Origin of the sequence: Pseudomonas sp. 2822-15, from assembly GCF_002742515.1 — a bacterium.
In the GTDB taxonomy this organism is placed as follows: Bacteria; Pseudomonadota; Gammaproteobacteria; order Pseudomonadales; family Pseudomonadaceae; genus Aquipseudomonas; species Aquipseudomonas salomonii.
This window is the reverse complement of record NZ_LJRY01000183.1, coordinates 396,402-419,859: the sequence shown is the minus strand read 5'-3', so window position 1 is coordinate 419,859 and position 23,458 is coordinate 396,402. Positions and strand designations below refer to the sequence as shown.

22 protein-coding genes are annotated in these 23,458 nt (G+C 60.9%); 6 read left to right on the top strand and 16 right to left on the bottom strand.

Annotated features, from left to right (window positions below; translation table 11 throughout):
- The first annotated feature begins 99 nt into the window (after positions 1–99).
- Both AOA59_RS13975 and AOA59_RS13970 read left to right on the top strand, forming a co-directional pair.
- Entirely contained in the window at positions 100–1,125 is a 1,026-nt protein-coding gene (locus AOA59_RS13975; RefSeq protein ID WP_065930673.1) for an extracellular solute-binding protein, read from the top strand.
- Positions 1,125–2,678 carry an iron ABC transporter permease gene (locus tag AOA59_RS13970; protein WP_065930674.1) on the top strand — a complete coding sequence of 518 codons (1,554 nt, stop codon included), beginning with the start codon at positions 1,125–1,127 and terminating at the stop codon, positions 2,676–2,678. Before AOA59_RS13975 ends, AOA59_RS13970 begins: the two co-directional genes overlap by 1 nt.
- Positions 2,679–2,786: 108 nt before the next feature.
- Here AOA59_RS13970 and AOA59_RS13965 read toward each other — a convergent pair whose 3' ends face one another.
- From AOA59_RS13965 to AOA59_RS13910, 12 genes are all read right to left on the bottom strand, one after another.
- Positions 2,787–4,721 (bottom strand): methyl-accepting chemotaxis protein, encoded by a 1,935-nt coding sequence (locus tag AOA59_RS13965; protein WP_099487908.1) that lies wholly within the window; start codon positions 4,719–4,721, stop codon positions 2,787–2,789.
- A gap of 139 nt (positions 4,722–4,860) precedes the next feature.
- On the bottom strand, positions 4,861–6,150 hold the full coding sequence (locus tag AOA59_RS13960) for an adenylosuccinate synthase (RefSeq protein ID WP_065930676.1): 1,290 nt from the start codon (positions 6,148–6,150) through the stop codon (positions 4,861–4,863).
- A 54-nt stretch (positions 6,151–6,204) separates the two neighbouring features.
- Positions 6,205–7,392: an ATP phosphoribosyltransferase regulatory subunit gene (locus AOA59_RS13955; protein WP_017138459.1), complete on the bottom strand. Its 1,188-nt coding sequence runs from the start codon at positions 7,390–7,392 to the stop codon at positions 6,205–6,207.
- 292 nt (positions 7,393–7,684) lie between these two features.
- On the bottom strand, positions 7,685–8,551 hold the full coding sequence (gene hflC / locus AOA59_RS13950) for a protease modulator HflC (RefSeq protein WP_017138460.1): 867 nt from the start codon (positions 8,549–8,551) through the stop codon (positions 7,685–7,687).
- Complete coding sequence (gene hflK / locus AOA59_RS13945; RefSeq protein WP_017138461.1) at positions 8,551–9,729, bottom strand: FtsH protease activity modulator HflK; 1,179 nt, start codon at positions 9,727–9,729, stop codon at positions 8,551–8,553. The genes hflC and hflK overlap by 1 nt, the downstream gene beginning before the upstream one ends.
- A gap of 96 nt (positions 9,730–9,825) precedes the next feature.
- On the bottom strand, positions 9,826–11,127 hold the full coding sequence (hflX, locus tag AOA59_RS13940) for a ribosome rescue GTPase HflX (protein ID WP_017138462.1): 1,302 nt from the start codon (positions 11,125–11,127) through the stop codon (positions 9,826–9,828).
- Between the two features lie 12 nt (positions 11,128–11,139).
- Positions 11,140–11,400 (bottom strand): RNA chaperone Hfq, encoded by a 261-nt coding sequence (hfq, locus tag AOA59_RS13935; protein WP_003188059.1) that lies wholly within the window; start codon positions 11,398–11,400, stop codon positions 11,140–11,142.
- Between the two features lie 93 nt (positions 11,401–11,493).
- Positions 11,494–12,465, bottom strand: a complete 972-nt coding sequence (miaA, locus tag AOA59_RS13930; protein ID WP_065930677.1) for a tRNA (adenosine(37)-N6)-dimethylallyltransferase MiaA — start codon at positions 12,463–12,465, stop codon at positions 11,494–11,496.
- Positions 12,465–14,378, bottom strand: a complete 1,914-nt coding sequence (gene mutL / locus AOA59_RS13925; protein ID WP_056860528.1) for a DNA mismatch repair endonuclease MutL — start codon at positions 14,376–14,378, stop codon at positions 12,465–12,467. Before mutL ends, miaA begins: the two co-directional genes overlap by 1 nt.
- Positions 14,378–15,799, bottom strand: coding sequence for an N-acetylmuramoyl-L-alanine amidase (locus tag AOA59_RS13920; protein ID WP_099487906.1), 1,422 nt, complete (start codon positions 15,797–15,799; stop codon positions 14,378–14,380). Before AOA59_RS13920 ends, mutL begins: the two co-directional genes overlap by 1 nt.
- Before the next feature lie 17 nt (positions 15,800–15,816).
- The gene (gene tsaE / locus AOA59_RS13915; protein WP_099487904.1) at positions 15,817–16,287 is read right to left on the bottom strand and encodes a tRNA (adenosine(37)-N6)-threonylcarbamoyltransferase complex ATPase subunit type 1 TsaE; all 471 of its coding nucleotides are present in this window, start codon (positions 16,285–16,287) and stop codon (positions 15,817–15,819) included.
- Positions 16,275–17,135: an NAD(P)H-hydrate dehydratase gene (locus tag AOA59_RS13910; protein ID WP_099487902.1), complete on the bottom strand. Its 861-nt coding sequence runs from the start codon at positions 17,133–17,135 to the stop codon at positions 16,275–16,277. The genes tsaE and AOA59_RS13910 overlap by 13 nt, the downstream gene beginning before the upstream one ends.
- A gap of 63 nt (positions 17,136–17,198) precedes the next feature.
- On the opposite strand from AOA59_RS13910, the gene queG reads away from it, so the two are divergent.
- Complete coding sequence (gene queG / locus AOA59_RS13905; protein ID WP_099487900.1) at positions 17,199–18,263, top strand: tRNA epoxyqueuosine(34) reductase QueG; 1,065 nt, start codon at positions 17,199–17,201, stop codon at positions 18,261–18,263.
- Here the strand turns inward: queG and AOA59_RS13900 are convergent.
- On the bottom strand, positions 18,260–18,874 hold the full coding sequence (locus AOA59_RS13900) for a trimeric intracellular cation channel family protein (RefSeq protein WP_056860532.1): 615 nt from the start codon (positions 18,872–18,874) through the stop codon (positions 18,260–18,262). The genes queG and AOA59_RS13900 overlap by 4 nt on opposite strands.
- 184 nt (positions 18,875–19,058) lie before the next feature.
- Entirely contained in the window at positions 19,059–19,601 is a 543-nt protein-coding gene (orn, locus tag AOA59_RS13895; protein ID WP_003171343.1) for an oligoribonuclease, read from the bottom strand.
- 107 nt (positions 19,602–19,708) lie between these two features.
- Here orn and rsgA point away from each other — a divergent pair, with 107 nt between their 5' ends.
- The 3 genes from rsgA (at position 19,709) to AOA59_RS33130 (ending at position 21,421) form a co-directional block, all read left to right on the top strand.
- Positions 19,709–20,740: a small ribosomal subunit biogenesis GTPase RsgA gene (gene rsgA / locus AOA59_RS13890; RefSeq protein ID WP_003171340.1), complete on the top strand. Its 1,032-nt coding sequence runs from the start codon at positions 19,709–19,711 to the stop codon at positions 20,738–20,740.
- Between the two features lie 286 nt (positions 20,741–21,026).
- Entirely contained in the window at positions 21,027–21,269 is a 243-nt protein-coding gene (locus AOA59_RS33135) for a type II toxin-antitoxin system PemK/MazF family toxin (protein WP_256593055.1), read from the top strand.
- An 8-nt stretch (positions 21,270–21,277) separates the two neighbouring features.
- Positions 21,278–21,421, top strand: a complete 144-nt coding sequence (locus tag AOA59_RS33130; protein ID WP_256593054.1) for a hypothetical protein — start codon at positions 21,278–21,280, stop codon at positions 21,419–21,421.
- Between the two features lie 61 nt (positions 21,422–21,482).
- Here AOA59_RS33130 and motB read toward each other — a convergent pair whose 3' ends face one another.
- Both motB and motA read right to left on the bottom strand, forming a co-directional pair.
- Complete coding sequence (motB, locus tag AOA59_RS13880; RefSeq protein WP_099487898.1) at positions 21,483–22,496, bottom strand: flagellar motor protein MotB; 1,014 nt, start codon at positions 22,494–22,496, stop codon at positions 21,483–21,485.
- A 3-nt stretch (positions 22,497–22,499) separates the two neighbouring features.
- Positions 22,500–23,351 (bottom strand): flagellar motor stator protein MotA, encoded by an 852-nt coding sequence (motA, locus tag AOA59_RS13875; protein ID WP_017138472.1) that lies wholly within the window; start codon positions 23,349–23,351, stop codon positions 22,500–22,502.
- Positions 23,352–23,458 lie beyond the last annotated feature (107 nt).

Sequence of the window (23,458 nt, the reverse complement as noted above, 5' to 3'; positions counted from 1 at the left end):
TTGAAAACTTCCCCAAGGATTCTCCCCTCGTCCGCACTTGAGAAGTTTTATCGTTTATCCTTGCAATGATTTGTTGCATACAAGCGAGGAACACTTCGGATGATGATCCGCGATAACCGTCTCAAGACATCCCTTCTGCGTGGCCTGACCCTCACTCTGCTCGGCTTGACCCTACTCTCGCCCACCGCCTACTCCGCCGACAAGGTTTCGCTGACCCTGTACAACGGCCAGCACAAAGAAGTCGGCGATGAACTCGCCAAGGCCTTCGAAGCCAAGACCGGCATTCACGTCAACGTGCGCAAAGGCAGCAGCAACCAGCTCGCCAGCCAGGTCGTGGAAGAAGGCGAGCGCTCCCCTGCCGATGTGATCTACACCGAAGAGTCGCCGCCGCTGAACAAACTCGGCGAGCAAGGCCTGCTGGCCAAAATTGATGCGAACACGCTGGACGTGTTGCCCAAGGAATACGTCGGCAGCAACGGTGACTGGATGGGCGTAACCGCTCGCACCCGCGTCGTGGCCTTCAACCCCAAACTGATCGCCGAAAAGGATCTGCCCAAATCGGTACTGGATTTCGCCGGCCCCGAGTGGCAAGGCAAAGTCGGCTTTGTGCCCACCAGCGGCGCATTCCAGGAGCAAGCGGTAGCAATCATCAAATTGCACGGGCGCGAAGCGGCTGAAGAATGGCTGACCGGCCTGCGCGCCTTCGGCAAGGTGTACAGCAACAACATGGTCGCCCTCAAGGCCGTGGAAAACGGCGAAGTCGCCACCGTGCTGGTGAACAACTACTACTGGTTCGCCCTGAAAAAAGAAAAAACCAACCTGGATTCGCAACTGCACTACTTCACCGATGGCGACGCCGGTGGCCTGATCACCGTGTCTTCCGCTGCCGCGCTGAAATCCAGCAAACATCCCAAAGAAGCTCAGCAGTTGCTCGCCTTCATGGCCAGCGAAGAAGGCCAACGTGTGATCACCAACACCTCGGCCGAATACCCGCTGCGCAAAGGCATGCAATCCAATCGCGGCCTCAAGCCGTTCAGTGAGCTGCAGCCGCCGAAAGTCACCCCGGCCGACCTTGGCAATGCCGAAGAAGCCCTGGACCTGGAACGTGACGTTGGCTTGAACTGATGAACCCATCGCTTTCCGCCGCCGGGTTCATACCCCGGCGCAAACGCCCGTCGATCTGGCTGCTGCTGCCCGTGCTGTTTCTGGTGGGCTTGAGCCTGCTGCCGCTGGTGTATGTCGGCACCAAGGCCTGGCAGGCGGGCTGGGCGGAGGCGGTGCACCTGCTGTGGCGGCCGTATGTATTCGGACTGCTGCGCAACACCCTGGCGTTGATGGTTGGGGTGACGGTGGCGTGCGGCGTAATCGGTCTGTCACTGGCGTGGCTACTGGAGCGCAGCAACCTGCCGGGGCGACGCATCTGGGGCGTGATCCTGTGCTTGCCGTTCGCAGTGCCTGCGTTTGTCAGCAGCTTCACCTGGGTCTCACTGAGCGCCAACTTCGAGGGCCTGGGCGGGGCAATCCTGGTGATGACCCTGTCCAAATACCCGCTGGTGTTTCTGCCGGTGGCGGCGACATTGCGCAATCTTGATCCATCCCTTGAAGAGTCGGCCCGCACGCTGGGACTGAATCGCTGGGGCGTATTTTTTCGAATTACACTGCCGTTGCTCTGGCCTTCGCTGCTGGCCGGAGCGCTGCTGATCGCGCTGCATATGCTGGTGGAATTCGGCGCGCTGTCGATCATCGGCCTGCAAACCTTTACCACCGCGATCTACCAACAGTTCGAACTGGAATTCAGCAACGCCAATGCCGCGATGCTCTCGGCGGTACTGCTGGTGATGTGCCTGACGCTGCTGTGGCTGGAGCTGCGGGTGCGCGGCAAGGGCCGGCATGTGCGCATCGGCCAGGGCGCGGCGCGGCATGCGGAACAGGTCAAGCTGGGTAAATGGTCGACCCTGGGTCAGCTGTACTGCCTGGCGCTGGCGGTCATCGGTAGCGGTATTCCGTTGGGGATGCTTGCTTATTGGCTGGCAGTGGGTTCATCGGCGGCATTCCCGGTGGCCGAAATTGGCGAGGCATTGATGTCTTCGCTGGCATTGTCCTTGGGCGGCGCTGCGCTTTGTCTGGCATTGGCTGTGCCGGTCGGCCTGCTGGTGGTGCGCTACAAAGGCCAGTTGGCGATCTGGGCTGAGCGCCTGCCCTACCTGTTGCATGCCCTGCCCGGTCTGGTGATTGCGCTGACACTGGTGTACTTCGCGCTGCACTATGTGCCCGTGCTGTATCAGACCTCGGCGCTGCTGCTGATTGCTTATGCGCTGTTGTTTCTGCCGCTCGCTCAGGCGCCGATTCGAACCGCACTGAACAAAGCTGCGCCGCAACTGGAAGAAGCTGCACGCACGCTGGGCGCTTCGTCATTCAGCGCGTTTTGCCGGGTGACCTTGCCGATTATTTTCCCGGCATTGGGGGCGGCGTTTGCGTTGGTGTTTCTGGATGCAATGAAGGAGTTGACGGCGACGTTGCTGCTCAGCCCGACGGGGTTGAATACCCTGGCGACTGCCGTGTGGGCACATACCTCGAATGTTGAGTTTGCGGCGGCGGCGCCGTATGCGGCGCTGTTGATTCTGGTGTCGGGGCTGCCGGTGTATCTGCTGACGACGCGGATGTATTTGAGCCGCTGAGACCGCTATCGCAGGCAAGCCAGCACCCACATTCGACTGCATTCCAAAGCTGGAACTCGGTCAAATGTGGGAGCTGGCTTGCCTGCGATGAGGCCGGCGCAAACGACGCTAAGCCCGAAACTGCCCCAAGCTCGCCTTCAACTGTGCCGCCAACCCATCCAGCACCTTGCCACTGGCCGTGGTTTCCACCACGGCCTGCGCGGCACGCTCAGCCTGGGCATGGATCACCTCGACCCGCCCACGTACCGCATGCGCGCCCTGGGCTTGATGCTCGGCCGCACGCGTCGCCAGGCCAATCGCCGCATGCACTTGCTCCACCGAAGCCTGCACCGACTGCTGCAAGCGCACACTGTCGCGCAGCACCAACAACCCTTCATTCGCCTGGCGCCCGGCCTTGCCGATGGTTTCCACCGCCTCGCGCGCGCCCTGTTGCAATGCCACGATATGCGCCTGGATGTCGCCGGTAGAGCTTTGGGTTTTACTCGCCAGCGCCCGCACTTCGTCTGCCACCACCGCAAAACCTCGCCCGGTCTCACCGGCACGCGCCGCTTCAATCGCCGCATTCAGGGCCAGCAAGTTGGTCTGCTCGGCAATCCCATGGATCACCGTCAACACCACTTCGATCTGCTCGCTTTGCTGCGCCAACCGCTCGATCACCTGGGAACCGGCCTGCACTTGCCCCGCGAGCGCCTCGATCAGGCTGCCGACCTCTGCCGAGGTCCGTGAGTTTTCATCCGTGGCCTGGCGAATATCCACTACCTGCTGCAACGCCGCCTGCATCGCATGGCTTTCGGCCTGGGCCTCATCGGCCATTTGCGAAAGCGCGCGCAGGCTTTCGGCAACTTCGTCGCGCTGCAAACCGGCCGCCTTGTCAGCCCCGGCATTGCGTAAAGTCATGGCGCCGATTTCGACACCGGTGCGCTGCGCTACATCGCCCGCCTCACGCACGATCGGCTGCAACTTATCCACAAAGCGATTGACCGCCGAGGCCATGTCGCCGATTTCGTCCTTGCTGTTGATCTGCACACGCTTGGTGAGATCGCCCTCGCCCGCCGCCAGGTCGTCCATGGCGGCAATCAACAACTTCAGCCGATTGACCACACGGCGCCCCAAGACGATGGCGATCAGCAGCAATACGCCGAACCCGACAATGGCGAGCCCCATACCGATGCGCCAGCGCAGCGCTCCCGCAGCGTCCTGTACGGCGCTGCTGGTGTTGGCGGTCATCTGGGTGGCGGTGGCTTGCGCCGATTGCAGGCGCGCGCCCATGGCCGCTGCGCTGTCGGCGGCGGCGCCCTTGAGGCTGTCACCGACCAACTGATCGCTGCTGGCGATCAAGGCAGCAAAGCGCTTGTCCAGCGCTGCCAGGTCGGCCTCTACCGCTTTGGTCGAGACGCCCATGCGGACTTTGCCGATCTCGGTGCCGTTGGGGCTGATCGAGGCTTCGACGTAGAACACCGAAGGATCGTTTTTAGCCGCATCCAGGACCTTATCCAAGGCTCGGTCGCCCTTGCCCTTGTCCAACAGTGCCTGGTTGATCGGGTTTTCGCGGTTGAGGTAACGGGTCAGGTGCTCGCCAGCCGCGTCGTCATACACCACGAACAACACGTTGGGATTACGCTGGGCGCGCCGGGCGAACTCCGACAATGTCGGCACGTCGCTGTCCCACATGGCGCGGGGCGCCACCGACGCGAGCAGTTGGGCCATGTCATTGGCCGAGTCCTGCAGGTCTTTTTCCAGGGTCGCACGCAGTTGCTTCTGCTCCTCTTGCAGGCGCGTGGAAAGCCCTGCGGTCAGACGCTGACGCGTGCTCGAAGACAAGCTGTCCAGGCTCGAGGTGACTTCCTTGCCGGCTTGCGCCAGCTCACCAGACAGTTTCTGGCTGTCGGCCCCCAGGCGGTTGCTTAAATCCGCTTCCAGCGCCGTCACGGTGCTTCGCGTCAGGGCAACGGCCACCAGCACTTGCACCAAAAGAGCGATACCTAGGGTAACGAACACCGGCCGCAACAGCCGGCTTTGTAACAATGAGAGAACGGCAGACACGGTAAATCCCTCCACCACGGGTGCCATTAATTTGATAGCACCGCGAAAGAAAGAACCGAAGCAAGGGTCGTGCCGATTGCCAGCCGGCCACAAAAAAGGGCTCCCGAAGGAGCCCTTTGCTTTTTACATCAACAGCTTATTAAGCGAACGGGTGACGCAGAACGATGGTCTCGTTGCGGTCCGGGCCTGTCGAAATAATGTCGATCGGCGCGCCGATCAGCTCTTCAACACGCTTGATGTAAGCACGGGCGTTGGCCGGCAGCTCTTCCAGGGTCTTGGCGCCCACGGTCGATTCGGTCCAGCCCGGCACTTCTTCGTACACAGGCTGCAGGCCGACGTAGCTGTCAGCGTCGGTCGGTGCAACGTCCTTGCCGTCTGCATCTTTGTAGCCGATGCAGATATTGATGGCTTCCAGGCCATCGAGAACGTCCAGCTTGGTCAGGCAGATGCCCGAGATGCTGTTCACATCGATAGCACGGCGCAGGATAACGGCATCGAACCAGCCGCAACGACGGGCACGCCCGGTGGTGGCACCGAACTCGTGACCTTGCTTGGCCAGGTGTGCGCCGACTTCGTCGAACAGCTCAGTCGGGAACGGGCCCGAACCCACGCGCGTGGTGTAAGCCTTGGTAATGCCCAGGATGTAGTCCAGGAACATCGGGCCAACGCCCGAACCGGTCGCAACGCCGCCAGCGGTGGTGTTGGAGCTGGTCACGTACGGGTAGGTGCCGTGGTCGATGTCGAGCAACGAACCCTGGGCGCCTTCGAACATGATGTCTTTGCCGGCGCGACGCAGGTCGTGCAGCTCGGCCGTCACGTCCAGCATCAGCGGCTTGAGCAGCTCAGCGTATTCCTTGCACTCAGCCAGAGTCTTTTCGAACTCGATGGCCGGCTCTTTGTAGTAACCCACCAGCATGAAGTTGTGGTAATCCACCAGTTCACGCAGCTTGTCTTCAAAGCGCGGCATGTTGAGCAGGTCGCCCACACGCAGGCCACGACGTGCAACCTTGTCTTCGTAAGCCGGGCCGATGCCGCGACCGGTTGTACCGATCTTCAGCTCGCCACGCGCCTTTTCACGGGCCTGGTCCAGCGCAACGTGGAAGGACAGGATCAGCGGGCAGGACGGGCTGATACGCAGGCGCTCGCGCACCGGTACGCCTTTCTCTTCCAGCTTGGTGATCTCACGCAACAGGGCGTCAGGTGCAACCACAACACCGTTGCCGATCAGGCACTGTACGCCTTCGCGCAGCACGCCCGACGGGATCAGGTGCAAGACGGTTTTTTCGCCATCGATGACCAGGGTGTGGCCAGCGTTGTGGCCACCTTGGTAGCGCACTACGGCGGCAGCATGTTCGGTCAGCAGATCAACGATCTTGCCTTTGCCCTCATCACCCCATTGGGTGCCCAGGACTACGACATTCTTACCCATAACACTTGTCCTCATTCGCGCAAACTTGGTGCCGGCGATGGCCGGCAGGAAAACTCAAGAAGCCAGTGGCGATACTTGCCAAAGCCCGTTCTGCAGAATCAATTGCCGGTCGCAGTCCGCTTCACGGGCGGCGGCCAATGGCTGCCCAGGCAAAGCCTGGACAACACGCTGACCCTCACTGCGCAACTGGCAAACCTGCTGCCAGAGTGCTGCGTCCGTACTGTCGGGCATCCAGATGCCACCAGACGGCAGCTCGACCTCAGCACGCCCCAGGGTCACCAGGGTTTTCAAATCGGTAGAAAAGCCAGTCGCCGGACGGGCGCGACCGAAGTCGGCGCCGATATCGTCATAACGGCCGCCTTGGGCGATGGCCTGGCCAACACCCGGTACAAAGACGGCGAACACCACACCGGTGTGGTAGTGGTAGCCGCGCAACTCACCCAGGTCGAAATACAGCGGCAACTCGGGGAAGCGCGCCGACAATTGCTCGGCAATCGCGAATACATCATCCAGCGCAGCCAGGACCGGTGCCGGCGCATTGGCCAGGCGCTCACGGGCAGCCACCAGCACTTCACGGCCGCCGCACAGGTTAACCAGTGCACGCAGCATGTCGGCCAGGTCCGCAGGCACGCCTGCGGTCAGAGCGATCACTTCATCGATCGCCTTGCGCTGCAAGGCATCGAACAACTGTTGCTCCACTTCACCGGACAAGCCGGCCGCACGGGCCAGGCCACGGTAGATACCGACGTGACCCAGGTCCATGTGCACATCCGGCACGTCGGCCAGTTGCAGCATAGCCAGCATCAGGCTGATCACTTCAACGTCGCTGCTCGGGCTGGCATCACCGTACAACTCGGCGCCCAACTGGATCGGGCTGCGCGACGACGACAACGCACGCGGCTGAGCATGCAGCACGCTGCCGGCGTAGCACAGGCGGCTCGGGCCTTCACGGCGCAGGGTGTGCGCATCGATGCGCGCCACTTGCGGCGTGATGTCGGCACGGAAACCCATTTGCCGGCCCGATTGCGGGTCGATGACCTTGAAGGTGCGCAGATCCAGGTCCTGGCCCGCGCCGGTCAGCAGGGATTCCAGGTACTCGATATGGGGGGTCACGACAAACTCGTAACCCCAGCTCTGGAACAGATCCAACACCTGGCGACGCGCTACTTCAATGCGCGCAGCTTCTGGTGGCAGTACTTCTTCGATGCCATCTGGCAGCAGCCAGCGGTCTACCGTTGCCATTACGCCATTCCCCTATGATCCGGGCGGCCAGCCCTCGGCCGAGCCTTGAGTGAAGCAGAAAATACCCACGCTTTGCATAATCCACGCGCAAGAGCGACGTGACGAACGGCCTGCCAGCGGCCTCGTCGGGCACTTTCCTCGAAAAACCTGTGGCGCCTGCCGAATCAAACGTGCAGACGCAAAAAAGCCGGGAATTTCCCGGCTGCCGCATCATACACCCGTTTTCTGAAAGGATCACCCCGCCAGGCATTTTAGCCGCCCGACGGAGTGCGCCCTAAAGTCACAGGCTTGGTTACTTGGACTTTTCCAGGTAGCGGAAGAAGTCGCTGCTTGGGTCCAGCACCATGACGTCGGTTTTGTTCGCGAAGCTTTCACGGTAGGCGCGCAGGCTACGGTAGAACGCGTAGAACTCCTGGTCCTGGCCGTAAGCCTTGGCGTAGATCGCCGCAGCTTGGGCGTCGCCGTCACCACGCGCCTCTTCAGACTCGCGATAAGCCTCTGCCAGCAGTACACGGCGCTGACGGTCGGCATCCGCACGGATACCTTCAGCCAACTCGTTACCTTTGGCGCGATGCTCACGGGCTTCACGCTCACGCTCGGTGCTCATGCGCTCGAACACGCTGCGGTTCACTTCCTTCGGCAGGTCGATGGCCTTGACCCGAACATCGACTACTTCGATGCCCAGCTCTTTCTCTGCCATCGTGTTCAGCGAACGGGTGATGTCAGCCATCAGCGCATCACGTTCACCGGATACCACCTCGTGCAGGGTGCGTTTACCAAACTGGTCACGCAGGCCCGATTCCAGACGGCGCGACAAACGCTCATCGGCAATCTGCTTGAGGCCGGAGGTCGCGGTGTAGAAGCGCTCGGCATCCTTGACGCGCCACTTGGCGTAGGCGTCAACCATCACGGCTTTCTTTTCCAGGGTCAGGAAGCGTTGTGTCGGTGCATCCAGGGTCATCAGGCGGCCGTCGAACTTGCGCACCTGGTTCACGTAGGGGACTTTCACATGCAGGCCCGGCTGGACATCCGCCTGCACCACACGACCGAATTGCAGCAACACCGCGCGCTCGGTCTGAGACACGATGTAGAAGCAGTTCCAGGCAGCGATGACCACGACGACGCCCACAATCAGGGCGGTCAGCGATTTATTGCTCATCAACGACTCTCCCTGGTACGTGTTTGCTGTTGCAGCAAGTCAGCGGCCGCACGGGCGCTCGCTTCGTTGGCAGCGGCATTCGAGCTGCTGGACGGTGCGCTGGTGCCGCTACGACCACCTTCGATCATCTTGTCCAGCGGCAGGTACAGCAGGTTGTTCTGCCCACCTTTGCTGCCGGTCACGAGAACCTTGCTGGTGTTGCTGAAGACTTCCTGCATGGTGTCCAGGTACAGACGCTCACGCGTGACTTCCGGAGCCTTGCGGTACTCGGCAACCAGTTTGGTAAAGCGGTCCGCCTCACCCTTGGCGCGGGAGACCACTTCGTCGCGGTAACCGTTGGCATCTTCAAGGATGCGCTGGGCCTGACCACGGGCTTCCGGTACGACACCGTTTGCGTAGGTTTCAGCCTGGTTGCGCGAACGCTGCTCGTCTTCACGGGCGCGGATCACGTCATCAAAGGCTTCCTGCACTTCGCGCGGTGCCGCTGCGCTCTGTACGTTCACCTGAGTCACCGTGATGCCGGTGCGATAGGTATCGAGGAACCGTTGCAGGCGCTCCTTGATTTCGCTGGCCATCAATTCACGACCTTCGGTCAGCACCTGGTCCATGGCGGTGGAACCCACCACGTGGCGCAGGGCGCTTTCGGTTGCGTGTTGCAGGCTGATTTCCGGCTGATCAACGTTCAGCACGAAGTCCTGCAGGTTGCTGATCTTGTACTGCACGGTCAGCGGCACTTCGACGATGTTCTCGTCTTCGGTCAGCATCTGGCCCTGCTTGGTGTAGGCACGCTCACGCGTGACGTTCTCCATGTACTTCTTGTCGATCGGCGGGAAATAGATGTTCAGGCCTGGCCCGACAGTCTCGTAGTACTTGCCGAAGCGCAGCACCACGGCTTGCTCCTGCTCGTCCACTACGTACACGGCGCTGTACAGCCACACGGCTGCGAGCACGACAAGCCCGAGGCCCAGCAAGCCATAGCCGCCGCCCTTGCTTGTGCGACCGCCGTCGTCACCGCCACCACGTTTTTTTCCACCACCGAACAACCCATTCAGGCTTTCCTGCAGCTTTCGGAAGGCCTCGTCGAGATCTGGTGGCCCCTTGCGGTCGCCATTATTGCGGCGTTTACCACCCCAAGGATCCTGATTATTCGAGTTGCCACCCGGCTCATTCCAAGCCATAGCGCTCTCCATCTGATAAAGCAAAGACGCACCCACGGCGCGCCGACCAATGCTACAGAATGCCTGCTACTGCGGCACAACCGCTTTCGGAGGCTTTTATTGCAAAGTGTGTTGTTCGATGAACTCTGTCGGTACCACACCTTCACGGCTGACCAGCCGATTCAGCTCCGAGCGCGGCAATCGAACGGCCAGCAAGCTGACACCTTCTTCGTCGTATTCTTCTTTCTGTACGGCGCCCAGTTCGAAAAACTGTGCACGCAGTCGAGCAAAACGTTGCGGCAAGCGCAAGGTGCCGACAAACAAATCACTGCCCAGCAACTCGGCAATCGCCTGTTCAAGCAACTCAAGGCCACTGCCATCGCGTGCCGACAGCCAAACCCGCTGGGGCTTGCCGTCTTCATCGCGCTGGATTTGCGGCTCGACACCCTCAAGCAAATCGAGTTTGTTATAGACCTCGAGGATCGGCAAGTCTTGTGCACCAATCTCGCCCAGCACCACCATCACCTGCTCGATCTGCAACATGCGATCCGGTTCGGCCGCATCGATCACGTGCAACAGCAGGTCGGAATTGCTCGACTCTTCGAGCGTAGACCGAAATGCTTCGACCAGCTTGTGGGGCAGATGACGAATGAAACCTACGGTGTCGGCCAGGACAATCGGCCCCAGGTCGTCGATGTCCAGACGGCGCAAGGTCGGGTCGAGGGTGGCGAACAGTTGGTCGGCCGCGTACACGTCCGATTTCGTCACGTTGTTGAACAGCGTGGATTTGCCGGCGTTGGTATAGCCCACCAGGGACACGGTAGGGATATCCGCACGCGAGCGACCACGGCGTGATTGTTCGCGCTGGCTGCGTACTTTTTCCAGGCGGCCCTTGATCTGGCGCAGGCGCACCCGCAACAGACGACGGTCGGTTTCCAGCTGGGTTTCACCCGGGCCGCGCATGCCGATGCCACCACCCTGACGCTCAAGGTGGGTCCAGCCACGTACCAGCCGGGTGCTCATGTGGTCAAGCTGGGCCAGTTCTACCTGGAGCTTGCCTTCATGGGTACGGGCGCGTTGGGCGAAAATATCGAGAATCAGACCGGTGCGGTCGATCACGCGACACTCGAAAACACGTTCGAGGTTACGTTCCTGACTGGGCGTGAGGGTGTGATTGAAGATCACCAGATCGGCTTCTTCGGCGTGAACCAGGTCGCGCAGTTCCTCGACCTTGCCGCTGCCAATCAGGTATTTGGCGGTTGGCCGATGACGCGGTACGTTAAAAAACGCAACGGTCTCGGCGCCGGCCGAATTTGCCAACTCCTGAAACTCCTGCGGATCTTCGCGCGCCTCAGGGTCCTGTCCATCCAAGTGAACGAGGATTACTCGCTCACCACCACCGTGGCGCTCAAAGAACAAAGGAGACTCCTATCAGGCGTTACCTGGCTCAGCGTCACCCTGTTCATCACCTGCTGCGCTAGGCAGACGGATTGGACGAACTGGAACGACTGTCGAGATAGCGTGCTTGTAAACCATCTGGCTGACGGTGTTTTTCAGCAGGATCACGAACTGGTCGAACGACTCGATCGTGCCTTGCAGCTTGATACCGTTGACCAGGTAGATGGAAACCCCAACTTTCTCTTTACGTAAAGTATTCAAGTAAGGGTCTTGTAGCGAATGCCCTTTTGACATGTGCCGCACTCCTTTAAGGATCAATAATAAAATTCGGAAAATAGATAGCTCATGGCCGTCACACCCCCAAGGATAGACGGCAATTGCAAGGACTCAGCTCAATATGGAGACCGATCCCAAGTATTTCAAGGCGCGTGACAGATTGTCGCTGTCCAGGCTGTCCAACCAGTGCAAATCGCTCCAGCTGCGCAGCCAGGTGAACTGGCGCTTCGCCAATTGGCGCGTGGCAATGATGCCGCGTTCCTGCATTTCGGCTGACGTCAGCTTGCCATCCAGGTGTTCCCAGACTTGGCGATAGCCTACAGCACGCATCGAAGGCAACCCGGCATGCAGGTCACCTCTGGAACGCAGTGCTACGACCTCGTCCACAAACCCCTGTTCCAACATAATTGTGAATCTTTGTGCAATTCGTTCATGCAACACCTGGCGATTTGCCGGAGCAATGGCCAGATTCGCCACAGTATAGGGCAATTGTGACTGTCCAGATGCGCCTGCATCAGCACTTTGCGCAGTTTGTTTCAGCCTGTGTTCAGTCATGGTCTGGCCGCTCACCCGCCAGACTTCCAGGGCGCGACTGAGGCGCTGGGGGTCATTGGGGTGAATGCGCGCAGCGGAAACCGGGTCGACTGCCGCCAACTGGTCGTGCAAGGCCTGCCATCCAAGGCGTGCAGCCTCTTCTTCGATTTCGCCGCGCACCTGGGCGTCGGCCGCCGGCATATCCGCCAAGCCTTCCTGCAAAGCCTTGTAATAGAGCATCGTACCGCCCACCAGCAGCGGAATATTGCCCCGCGCAGTGATTTCGGCCATGGCGGCCAGGGCATCGGTACGGAAATCGGCGGCGCAATAGCTCTCGGCCGGGTCAATAATGTCGATCAACCGGTGCGGATACTGTGCCAACAGTTCTTTTGAAGGCTTGGCCGTACCGATGTCCATGTCCCGGTAAACCAGGGCAGAGTCGACGCTGATCAGCTCGCAGGGCAGCACCTTGGTCAGCTCGATGGCCAGGTCGGTCTTGCCGGCGGCCGTAGGGCCCATCAGGAAGATGGCGGGGGGCAAGGCGCTCATCAACGGCCGCGCAAGAACAGTTTGTCCAAGTCGTCCAGGCCCATTTGGGTCCAGGTCGGTCGGCCATGGTTGCATTGCCCGCTGCGCTCGGTGTTCTCCATGTCGCGCAGCAAACCGTTCATTTCCGGCAACGCCAGGCGGCGGTTGGCGCGGATTGCACCGTGGCAGGCCATGGTCCCGAGCAGTTCGTTGATATGTGCCTGGATGCGGTCGCTGGTGCCATATTCCATCAGGTCGGCCAGTACGTCGGCGACCAGGCGGTTGGCTTCGGCTTGCTTGAGCAGCGCGGGAATCTGGCGAATAGCCAGTGTTTCCGGGCCCAGGCGTTGCAGTTCGAAGCCGAGCTTCTGGAATACGCTGTGGTGTTCTTCGGCGCAATCGGCCTCACGCTGGCTGACCGCCAGGGATTCCGGCACCAACAGCGGCTGGCCGCTCAGACCTTCACTGGCCATGGCGATCTTCAAGCGCTCGTACATGATCCGCTCGTGGGCGGCGTGCATGTCCACAAGCACCAGGCCGTGGGCGTTTTCGGAGAGGATATAAATGCCCTTGAGCTGCGCCAGCGCATAACCCAAGGGCGGAATATCACCGCCGCCCTCTGGCAACGCCACAGCGCCCGGTTCGGCACCCGGCAGCGGGGCAAAAAACTCGCGATAAGCGGCCTGGGCCTCAGCCACCGGCACTGTCGATTGCGGGCGTGGCGTGTATTGGTACTGGTAACCCGCGCCCGAACCGGAACCCGGCGCCGTATAGGAAGGCTGCGGCTGCGGCGATTGCAGCAGGTTGGCCGCCAGGCTCATTTCGCCCTGAGGCCCGAACTCGCCAGCCTCCGGACCGCTCGGCCTTACCACCGCCGTCACAATCGGCGCAGACAGTTGATCATCCGGGCGCACATCGCCCAAGGCGCGGTGCAGCGTGCCATAGAGGAAGTCATGCACCATGCGCCCGTCGCGGAAGCGCACTTCGTGCTTGGTCGGGTGCACATTGACGTCGACCACCGACGGGTCGACTTCGAAGAACAGCACAAACGTCGGGTGCCGCCCATTGAACAGCACATCGCGATACGCCTGGCGCACCGCGTGGGCCACCAGTTTGTCGCGTACCGCGCGGCCATTCACGAAGAAGTACTGCAAGTCCGCCTGGCTGCGGGAGAAGGTCGGCAAACCCACCCAGCCCCACAGGCGCAAGCCATTGCGCTCGATTTCAATCGGCAGCGCCTGTTCCAGGAAGCCCGCTCCGCAAATAGCCGAAACCCGCCGAGCGCGCGCAGCGTCATCGTGGGCTTCGTGCAGGCTGAGGATGGTTTTGCCGTTGTGGCGCAAATGGAACGCCACATCAAAGCGCGCCAAGGCCAGGCGCTTGATGACTTCTTGCAGGTGATCGAATTCGGTTTTTTCGGCCTTGAGGAATTTGCGTCGCGCCGGCGTGTTGAAAAACAGGTCGCGAACTTCAACCGACGTGCCTACCGGGTGCGCCGCCGGCTGCACACGAGGCGCCATGTCACGGCCTTCGGTTTCCACCTGCCAGGCCTGCTCGGCGCTGCGGGTGCGCGAAGTCAGGGTAAGGCGCGCTACGGAGCTGATGGAGGCCAATGCCTCACCGCGAAAACCCAGGCTCATCACCCGCTCGAGGTCTTCGAGGTCGCGAATCTTGCTGGTGGCGTGACGCGCCAGCGCCAGCGGCAGGTCATCCGAAGAAATACCGCTGCCGTCGTCACGCACCCGCAGCAGCTTGACGCCGCCCTGCTCCACGTCGACATCAATGCGCTTGGCGCCGGAGTCGATGCTGTTTTCCAGCAACTCCTTGATCACCGACGCCGGGCGCTCAACCACCTCACCTGCCGCAATCTGGTTGGCGAGGCGCGGGCTGAGCAGTTCGATGCGTGAACCGCTATTCAAAACTGATTCGCTCATTACTGCGCCGCCAATTCAGTGCCAGGGATGGTCAACACCTGGCCCACTTTCAACTCATCGGTCTTCAGGTTATTGGCGCTGCGCAAGGTCGCGGCCGAAACCTGGAAACGCACGGCCAGCATGGCCAGGGTGTCGCCGGGCTGCACGCGATGGTCACGCGGGCCCTGGGCGATTTTGCCGGAATCACGCAGCCAGGCAATGTAGGTGCCCGGCGGCGGGTTCTGCTGGAAGAACTGGCGAATACCGGCGCTGATCGAACGCGCCAGCGCCTGCTGGTGGCTGGCGCTGGCCAGCTTCGAGGCTTCGTTGGAGTTGGAAATAAACCCGGTTTCCACCAGGATCGACGGGATATCCGGCGACTTCAACACCATAAACCCGGCCTGCTCCACGCGTTGCTTGTGCAGGGACGTCACGCGGCCAATATTGCTGAGGACTTTTTGGCCGACGTTCAAGCTGGACGTCAGCGAAGCGGTCATCGACAGGTCGAGCAGTACACCGGCGAGCATTTTGTCCTTGTCGTCGAGGGACACGTTGCCGGCCCCGCCGATCAAGTCGGAACGGTTTTCACTGTCCGCCAGCCAGCGTGCGGTCTCGGACGTAGCGCCACGGTCCGACAAGGCAAACACCGAGGCACCGAAGGCCGCTGTCGATGGCGCGGCGTCGGCGTGGATCGACACAAACAGGTCGGCGCCCTTCTTGCGAGCGATTTCGGTACGGCCACGCAGCGGGATGAAGTAGTCACCGGTACGGGTCAGCTCGGCGCGGTAGCCTTTCATGCCGTTAACCTGGCGCTGCAGTTCACGGGCGATAGCCAGTACCACGTCTTTTTCATGCTGGCCGCGCGAGCCGGAGGCGCCCGGGTCTTCGCCGCCGTGACCGGCGTCAATCACCACGATGATGTCGCGCTTGCCCGCAGGCGCAGGTGGCGGCGGCGGCAATTTGACCTGCGGCTGCGACGGGTTGACCGGCACGGCCGGCACGGTCGCAACACTTGGCGGCGGCGCTGGCGGCGGGTTGGCATCGGCGGCGTTGTCGAACAGGTCGACCACCAATCGATTGCCGTATTGGGCGTTAGGTGCCAGTACAAAGCTTTTCGGGGTCACGGCCTTTTTCAGGTCGATGACCACACGCAGGTCCGTCGGCGTGCGCTGGGCCGAGCGCATCGAGGTGATCGGGGTATTGGCGGTGGATACTTTCAGCGGCGCGCCCAGGGTGGCGCCGTTGATGTCGATCACCAGGCGATCGGGCGCCGTCAGGGTAAAGACACTGTGCTGGACCGGGCCAGACAGGTCGAACACCAGTCGCGTGTTATCCGGCGCTCGCCACAGGCGAACACTTTTCACCTGTGAAGCAGCCAGAGCATTGAAAGTCATTGCCGCAAGCAACACCCCTACGACAGCAACCATCGCGCGAAAGCGCATACCTAACCCCACCAATTTTATTTGAATTCCAATGCCAGGGCCGCGCACCAAGACTGGCCTCGCGCACTCTGGGGCAACAACTTCAGCTGACGTCCATGCTCATGCGGCGTAATGGTAATGGTCAGGTCCGGCTTTGGCAAAAAGCCTGTGCCTTTATCTGGCCACTCGATCAGGCACAGTGCATCTTCATCGAAGTAATCACGGATGCCCATGTACTCCAGTTCTTCGGGATCGACCAGCCGATACAGGTCAAAGTGAAAGGCGCGAACCGTGCCGATCTCATAGGGTTCGACCAAGGTGAACGTCGGGCTTTTTACTGCACCCGTGTGGCCCAGCCCACGAATAATCCCCCGCGACAGCGTGGTTTTGCCCGCGCCCAGGTCGCCTTCAAGGAAAATCAGCCCCGCGCCGGCCGTAACCTGTGCAATACGCTGACCCAACGCGACCATGGCGTCTTCATCAGGCAGAAAAAGGCTTACTTCAGGCACGGCGACTGCTCCTCCAGCAATTGACGAATGGCAGGTATCAGGTCGCTGGCGGCCAGGCCGCGACCATAAGTGCCTTGGCGATCCCCTGCCGTAGCGTGTAACCACACGGCCAGGCAACTTGCCTCATAGGCAGGCATGCCTTGGGCCAGCAAGGCGCCCACCAAGCCGCTCAGCACATCACCCAAACCGGCCGTCGCCATTGCTGGATGGCCTTGGTCACAGCGCGAAACACGGCCGTCCGGGCTGGCAGTCAAACTGCCAGCACCCTTGAGGATAGCCACTGCATTGAATGTCTGGCTTAAAGCGCGCGCCACGTTAAGGCGGTCGGCCTGAACCTCGGCTGTCGTGATGCCCATCAACCGCGCCGCCTCACCGGGATGCGGCGTGATTACGCTGTTGGCCGGCAGGTTTACACCGCCTGCGGCCAGCTGGTTCAAGGCATCGGCATCCCAGACCTGCGGCTGTCGGGCGTTGGCGGCAACAGACAGCAGGCTTTTGCCCCAGGACGCTGCGCCCAGGCCGGGACCGATAACGATCACCGAAATTTTTTCCAGCAACCCCATCAACTGGTTGGCCGAACTCACGCCGACGGTCATGACTTCCGGCAGGCGCGCCAGTGCGGCTGGCACGTGCTCAGGGCGAGTCGCCAGCGAGACCATGCCGGCGCCACTGCGCAGAGCGCTTTCAGCACTCAACAGCGCAGCACCGCCAAAGCCATGGTCGCCGCCAATGACCAGCAGGTGACCGAACTGGCCTTTATGGGCGTCCGGGGAACGTGCAGCCAGTTGCGGCAAGTGGCCGTGCAACAGCGGCTGTACGTCGGTAATTGTGTGTTTTGTCTGCGGCATGCGTCTTCAAGCTCCGATGTCTGGCAGAATTATACGCATCTAACCTGTGGTTTCCCGTGTCTCATGCCCGCAATTACCTCCGATCTGCCCGCCCTCGCCCAATCGATCAAAGACTGGGGCCGCGAGCTGGGCTTTCAACAAGTCGGCATCAGCGGCCTGGACCTGGCCGAGCATGAGCAGCACCTGCAACGCTGGCTCGACGCGGGCTACCACGGCGAGATGGAATACATGGGCGCCCATGGCAGCAAACGCTCGCACCCCGAGGAACTGGTGCCGGGCACGCTGCGTGTGGTGTCGCTGCGCATGGATTATCTGCCAGGTGACACACAAATGGCGCAGTTGCTGGCCAAGCCAGAAAAAGCCTACATCTCCCGTTACGCCTTGGGCCGCGATTACCACAAGCTGATCCGCAAGCGCGTGCAGCAACTGGCCGACCGCATCCAGGCACAGATCGGCCCGTTTGGCTTTCGCGCCTTTGTCGACAGCGCACCCGTGTTGGAAAAAGCCATTGCCGAACAAGCCGGCCTGGGCTGGATCGGCAAAAACACCCTGGTGCTCAATCGCAAGGCCGGCAGCTATTTCTTTTTGAGCGAACTGTTTGTCGATTTGCCCTTGCCGGTGGACGCGCCCCACGCCACCGAGCATTGCGGCCGCTGCACCGCCTGCCTGGATATCTGCCCCACCAATGCCTTCGTCGGCCCGTATGTGCTCGACGCGCGACGCTGCATTTCCTACCTGACCATCGAACTCAAGAGCGCGATTCCCGAGGACCTGCGCCCACTGATCGGCAATCGGGTATTCGGCTGCGATGACTGTCAGATCGTTTGTCCGTGGAATCGTTTCGCCCGACCCACTGCCGAAAGCGATTTCAAGCCACGGCACAATCTGGATAACGCAGAACTGGCCGAATTGTTTATGTGGGACGAGGATAAATTCCTCGCCAGCACCGAAGGCTCGCCCCTACGCCGCGCCGGTTATGAGCGCTGGCTGCGCAACCTGGCAGTGGGCCTGGGCAATGCGCCGTCGAGCATCCCGGTGCTCGAAGCCTTGAAAGCACGCCGCGATTACCCGTCGGAGCTGGTACGCGAACATGTGGAATGGGCGCTCAACCAGCACGCTACGCGCTAGTGCACGTCGTCGTTGTAGACGAACTTGGGCATTTCCCAGTGAAAACGGATCGCCAGCAGGCGCAGCAGAAAACCGCTGAATAGCGTCAGCAGAATCGCCTGCTCGCTGGGCAGTTGCAGATACAGGCACAGCATGTAGAACCAGGCGGCGAGAAACGACACGCTGGCGTACAGCTCACGGCGGAAGATCAGCGGGATGTCGTTGCAGAAGATATCGCGCAGGATGCCGCCAAATACGCCCGTGATCACGCCGCTGACCGAAGCCACCAGCATGCCGTGGCCCATCTCCAACGCAGTCATGCAGCCGATCAGGGTAAACGCCACCAAGCCCAGGGCGTCCAGCGCCAGGAACAGCGAGCGCAGGCGGCGCATCAGCGGCGCGATAAAGATCGTCACCAGTGCGGCGATAGAGGTCAGCACCAGGTATTCCGGATGTTTGACCCATGTCAGCGGGTAATGCCCCAACAGCACATCGCGCACCGAACCACCGCCCAGTGCGGTGACGCAGGCGATCAGCACCACGCCAAACCAGTCCATGCCACGGCGCCCGGCAGACAGCGCGCCGGTCATGGCTTCGGCGGTGATGGCGACGAGGTAGAGCATCAACAGCATGAGGGCGATCCTTGCGAATAGGCGCGCATTCTAATCATTGGGTGATGGCACCAAAAGGGGGCGCATGGCGAAAGACCGTGTCGACAGCATCGCAGGCAAGCCAGCTCCCACACTTTGACTTGTGAACACATTCAAATGTGGGAGCTGGCTTGCCTGCGATAGGGCCAGAGCAGGCGCCACAGATTCAAGCCTTGATGAAATGCTTGCGGTAATGCTGCAGCTCGGCGATCGACTCGCGAATGTCATCCAGCGCCAAATGCGTGCTGCCCTTATGGAAGCTGTCCTTCACCTCCGGCGCCCAGCGCGCCGCCAGCTCTTTGAGCGTGGACACGTCCAGGTTGCGATAGTGGAAGTAGCTTTCCAGCCCCTTCATGTGCGTATAAAGGAAGCGACGATCCTGGCAAATGCTGTTGCCACAGATCGGCGACTTGCCCTTGGGCACCCACTTTTCCAGGAAGGCGATGGTTTCAGCTTCGGCCTCAGCCATGCTGATGCGGCTGTCGCGCACGCGCTGGGTCAGGCCGGAATTGCCGTGGGTGCGGGTGTTCCACTCGTCCATGGTGGCCAGTACGGCGTCGCTGTGGTGGATGGCGATCACCGGACCTTCGGCCAAGGTGTTGAGGTTGCTATCGGTGACAATGGTCGCCATCTCGATGATGACGTCGGTGTCGGGGTTCAGACCGGTCATTTCCAGATCGATCCAAATCAGGTTCTGTGGGTTTTGCATGGCTTGATTCTCTTGGCCCTTGGCTTAGCTGCGCAGTTTAGCAGGCGGGGGCGTGCTAGACTCGCGACCGTTTTACCCAACCTTTGCATTATCGACACGGAACACCAATGGCCAAACGCCAGCTCAATCGCCGCCAAAACTGGCGCATCGAAAAGATTCAAGGCGAACGCGCCGCTCGCGCCGCCAAACGTGAATCCTCCGCCGTGGAAGCGCTCGAGGGCGGCGACCTGGGCCCTGAACAAACGGGCCTGGTGATCGCGCACTTCGGCGTGCAGGTCGAAGTCGAGGCGCTCGAAGGCGAACTCGCAGGTTCGGTGTCGCGCTGCCACTTGCGCGCCAACCTGCCTGCGCTGGTCACCGGCGACAAGGTCGTGTGGCGTGCCGGCAACCAGGGCATCGGCGTGATCGTCGCCCAGTTGCCGCGCACCACCGAACTGCGCCGCCCCGACAGCCGTGGCCAGCTCAAGCCGGTGGCGGCCAACGTCGACATGATCGTGATCGTGTTCGCACCGCTGCCCGAGCCGCATGCCAATTTGATCGACCGCTACCTGGTCGCAGCCGAGCACGCCGGCATTCGCCCGCTGCTGCTGCTGAACAAATTCGACCTGATCGACGAACAGAACGCCCCGGCGCTCAATGCGTTGCTGGCGGTCTACCGCACCCTCGGTTACCCGGTACTGGAAGTGTCTGCGCATCACGGCAATGGCATGGAACAGCTGCAACAGCAGTTGGACGGCCGCATCAGCGTGTTCGTCGGCCAGTCGGGCGTGGGCAAGTCATCGCTGGTCAACAGCCTGCTGCCGGAAGTCGACACGCGCGTGGGCCCGCTGTCGGAACTGTCCGGCCAGGGTACCCACACCACCACCACCGCGCGGCTGTTCCACTTCCCCGGCGGCGGTGAGCTGATCGACTCCCCAGGCATCCGTGAATTCGGCCTCGGCCACGTCAGCCGCAGCGACGTGGAAGCGGGCTTCATCGAGTTCAACGACCTGATCGGCACTTGCCGCTTCCGCGACTGCAAACACGACCGCGAGCCGGGTTGTGCGTTGCTCAAGGCCCTGGAAGATGGGCGTGTGCAGCAGCAGCGGATGAACAGCTATCGGTCGATTATTGCGAGCTTGCCGGAGAGCAGCTACTAACGATCCACTTCTTGATACACATAAACCAGTGCACTGAAGCCCCTAGTCCATTGATTTAATAGGAGCAGGCATCAAGAATCCGAACCAACTGGGTGGCTCATACGCACAAGCCAGCTTGTATTCGGATTTCTCGATGCGCATAATTGCTCCGTCACCAGCGAAAGCTGGCAGGAGTCTGGATCCTTTTCGGGGTTGATCCAGCGGCGCAGAAGGGGCGAGGCAAGCTCCACTGCGCGTCGAATGAAGCCGCCTTCGGGCGGCTTTGCTTTTTGTGGGGCATTAACATTTGGCTCTCTACTATCACCCCAAACAAGGCGATGTGCTGCTCTGCGACTTCACCCGAGGCTTTGTGGCGCCGGAAATGCTGAAGATCCGCAAGGTCGTGGTGATATCGCCCACTGCTACTCACAACCGCAAGCTGTGTACCGTAGTGCCCATATCTTCTACCGCTCCCGATATTCAGTACGACTGGCATCACTTGCTGCGCACCAACCCACTTCAATCCGAGGCTATAAAGAGCTATGGGTGAAGTGCGACATGATTTACACCGTCAGCTTCGAGCGTCTCGACAAACTGCACAGAAAGACTCGCGCCAAGGGCCGGGAGTACTTCGTGCCGCGCCTTTGCGTGGAGGACATGCGAGGTGTCATCAGCGGCGTCAAAGCCTACCTTCCTCTCTGAACACAAATGAAAACGCCCCGACATAGTCGGGGCGTTTTCATTTACGACGAATAAACACCACTTACGAACCCGGCGCCGTAGGGTCTTTCACCCCGCCGTCATCAAACAGGTTCAGCTTCTGCCGCAGCTCATGGGCCGGCAACGGCTCCTGACCTGGCGGAATGGCATTCGGATCGGCCGGCACTTCACCCGGTGCACCTTCGCCCTGGGTCGGTGCCGCAGGTGGCGATTGGTCACCTTCAATCGCGCGCTGAGCTTTTTTAGTCAGCACCACAATATCGATGCGACGGTTGATCGGGTTGAACGGGTCTTTAGGGTCAAACAACTGCGAAGAAGCAAAACCCACCACGCGTGCCACTTGCGGGTCGGGATAGCTGCCCGCCACCAGCGCACGGCGGGCGGCGTTGGCGCGGTTAGCCGAAAGCTCCCAGTTGCCGAAGTCGCCCTGGCCCGCATAAGGCTTGGCGTCGGTGTGACCGCTGATGCTGATCTTGTTCGGCACCGCCTTGATGGTGTCGGCCATGGCCAGCAGGATGTCTTCGAAGTACGGCTTCAAGCGCGCACTGCCGGAGTCGAACATCGGCCGGTTGGCGGCGTCGGTGATCTGGATGCGCAAACCTTCGGGGGTGATCTCGAAGGAAATCTGATCCTTGAATTTCAGCAGTTGCGGGTTTTCTTCGACCTTGGTCTGCAGCTCTTGCAGCAGCAATTCGAGGCGCTCTTTCTCGACCTGTTCGGCCATGCTCTCGACGGTGTCGCGCTCGATCGGGATGTTTTCCTGCGGCGACTCGGTCTTGACCTCGGGGTTGATGGTGCGCTCAGGCGCCAGTTGCGGCGAGCCGCCCAGGTCGATCACGAAGGGCGTGCCGCTTTCCGAAAAGCCAATCGGGTCTTTGAAGTAACCGGCGATGGCAATCTTCTGTTCCGGCGTGGCGGTCGACATCAGCCACAGCACCAGGAAGAACGCCATCATCGCCGTGGCAAAGTCGGCGAAGGCGATTTTCCAGGCACCGCCATGGTGCCCCGCAGCGAAGCGCTTGACGCGCTTGATGATTATCGGCTGGTTGTTTTCCATGACTTAGCGACCGCGAACCGCTTGTTCCAGCTCGGCAAAACTTGGGCGATGTTTCGGGTACAGCACCTTGCGCCCGAACTCCACCGCCAGCGATGGCGGCATGCCGGACGCTGAGGCCACCAGGCAAGCCTTGATCGCTTCGTACAAATTCACTTCTTCCTTGGCATCGTGGGCCAGGGACGTGGCCAGTGGGCCGAAGAAACCGTAGGCCGCGAGGATACCGAAGAAGGTACCGACGAGGGCCGCGCCCACGTGCATGCCAATGGCCTTCTGGTCGCCTTCACCCAGGGATGCCATGGTCACCACAATGCCGAGTACCGCCGCGACGATACCAAAACCGGGCATGCCGTCGGCGACGCCGGTCACGGCGTGGGAGGGATGCTCCAGCTCTTCCTTGAGGCTGAACAGCTCCATGTCGAACAGCCCTTCGAGCTCGTGCGGGGCCATGTTGCCGGAGGACATGATGCGCAGGTAATCACAGATGTAGGCGGTCATGCGCTCATCTTTGAGCACGGCCGGGTACTTGGCAAAAATCGGGCTGGCGGCAGCGTCTTCGATATCGCCTTCGATGGCCATCATGCCTTCGCGGCGGCTCTTGTTGAGGATCTCGTAGATCAGCCCCAGCACCTCGAGATAAAAGGTGTGGGAGAAGCGCGAGCTGAACATACCCAGCGACTTCTTGATCACGTGCATGGTCATGTAGCCGGGGTTGGCCTGCAGGAAAGCACCAAACGCGGCGCCGCCGATGATCAGCACTTCGAAGGGTTGGATCAACGCGGCAATTTTACCGTGGGACAGGACGTACCCACCGAGCACACTTGCGATGACGACGATGATGCCGATAATTTTAGCCATAGGAGATTGGTACTTGCGCCGTCGGGTTCATGGACATAGTGGGTGCTGCAGAAAACTCTTGTACTACTTATCGGCAAAACTGCGCCAGACTATAGCCCGTTAAGGCG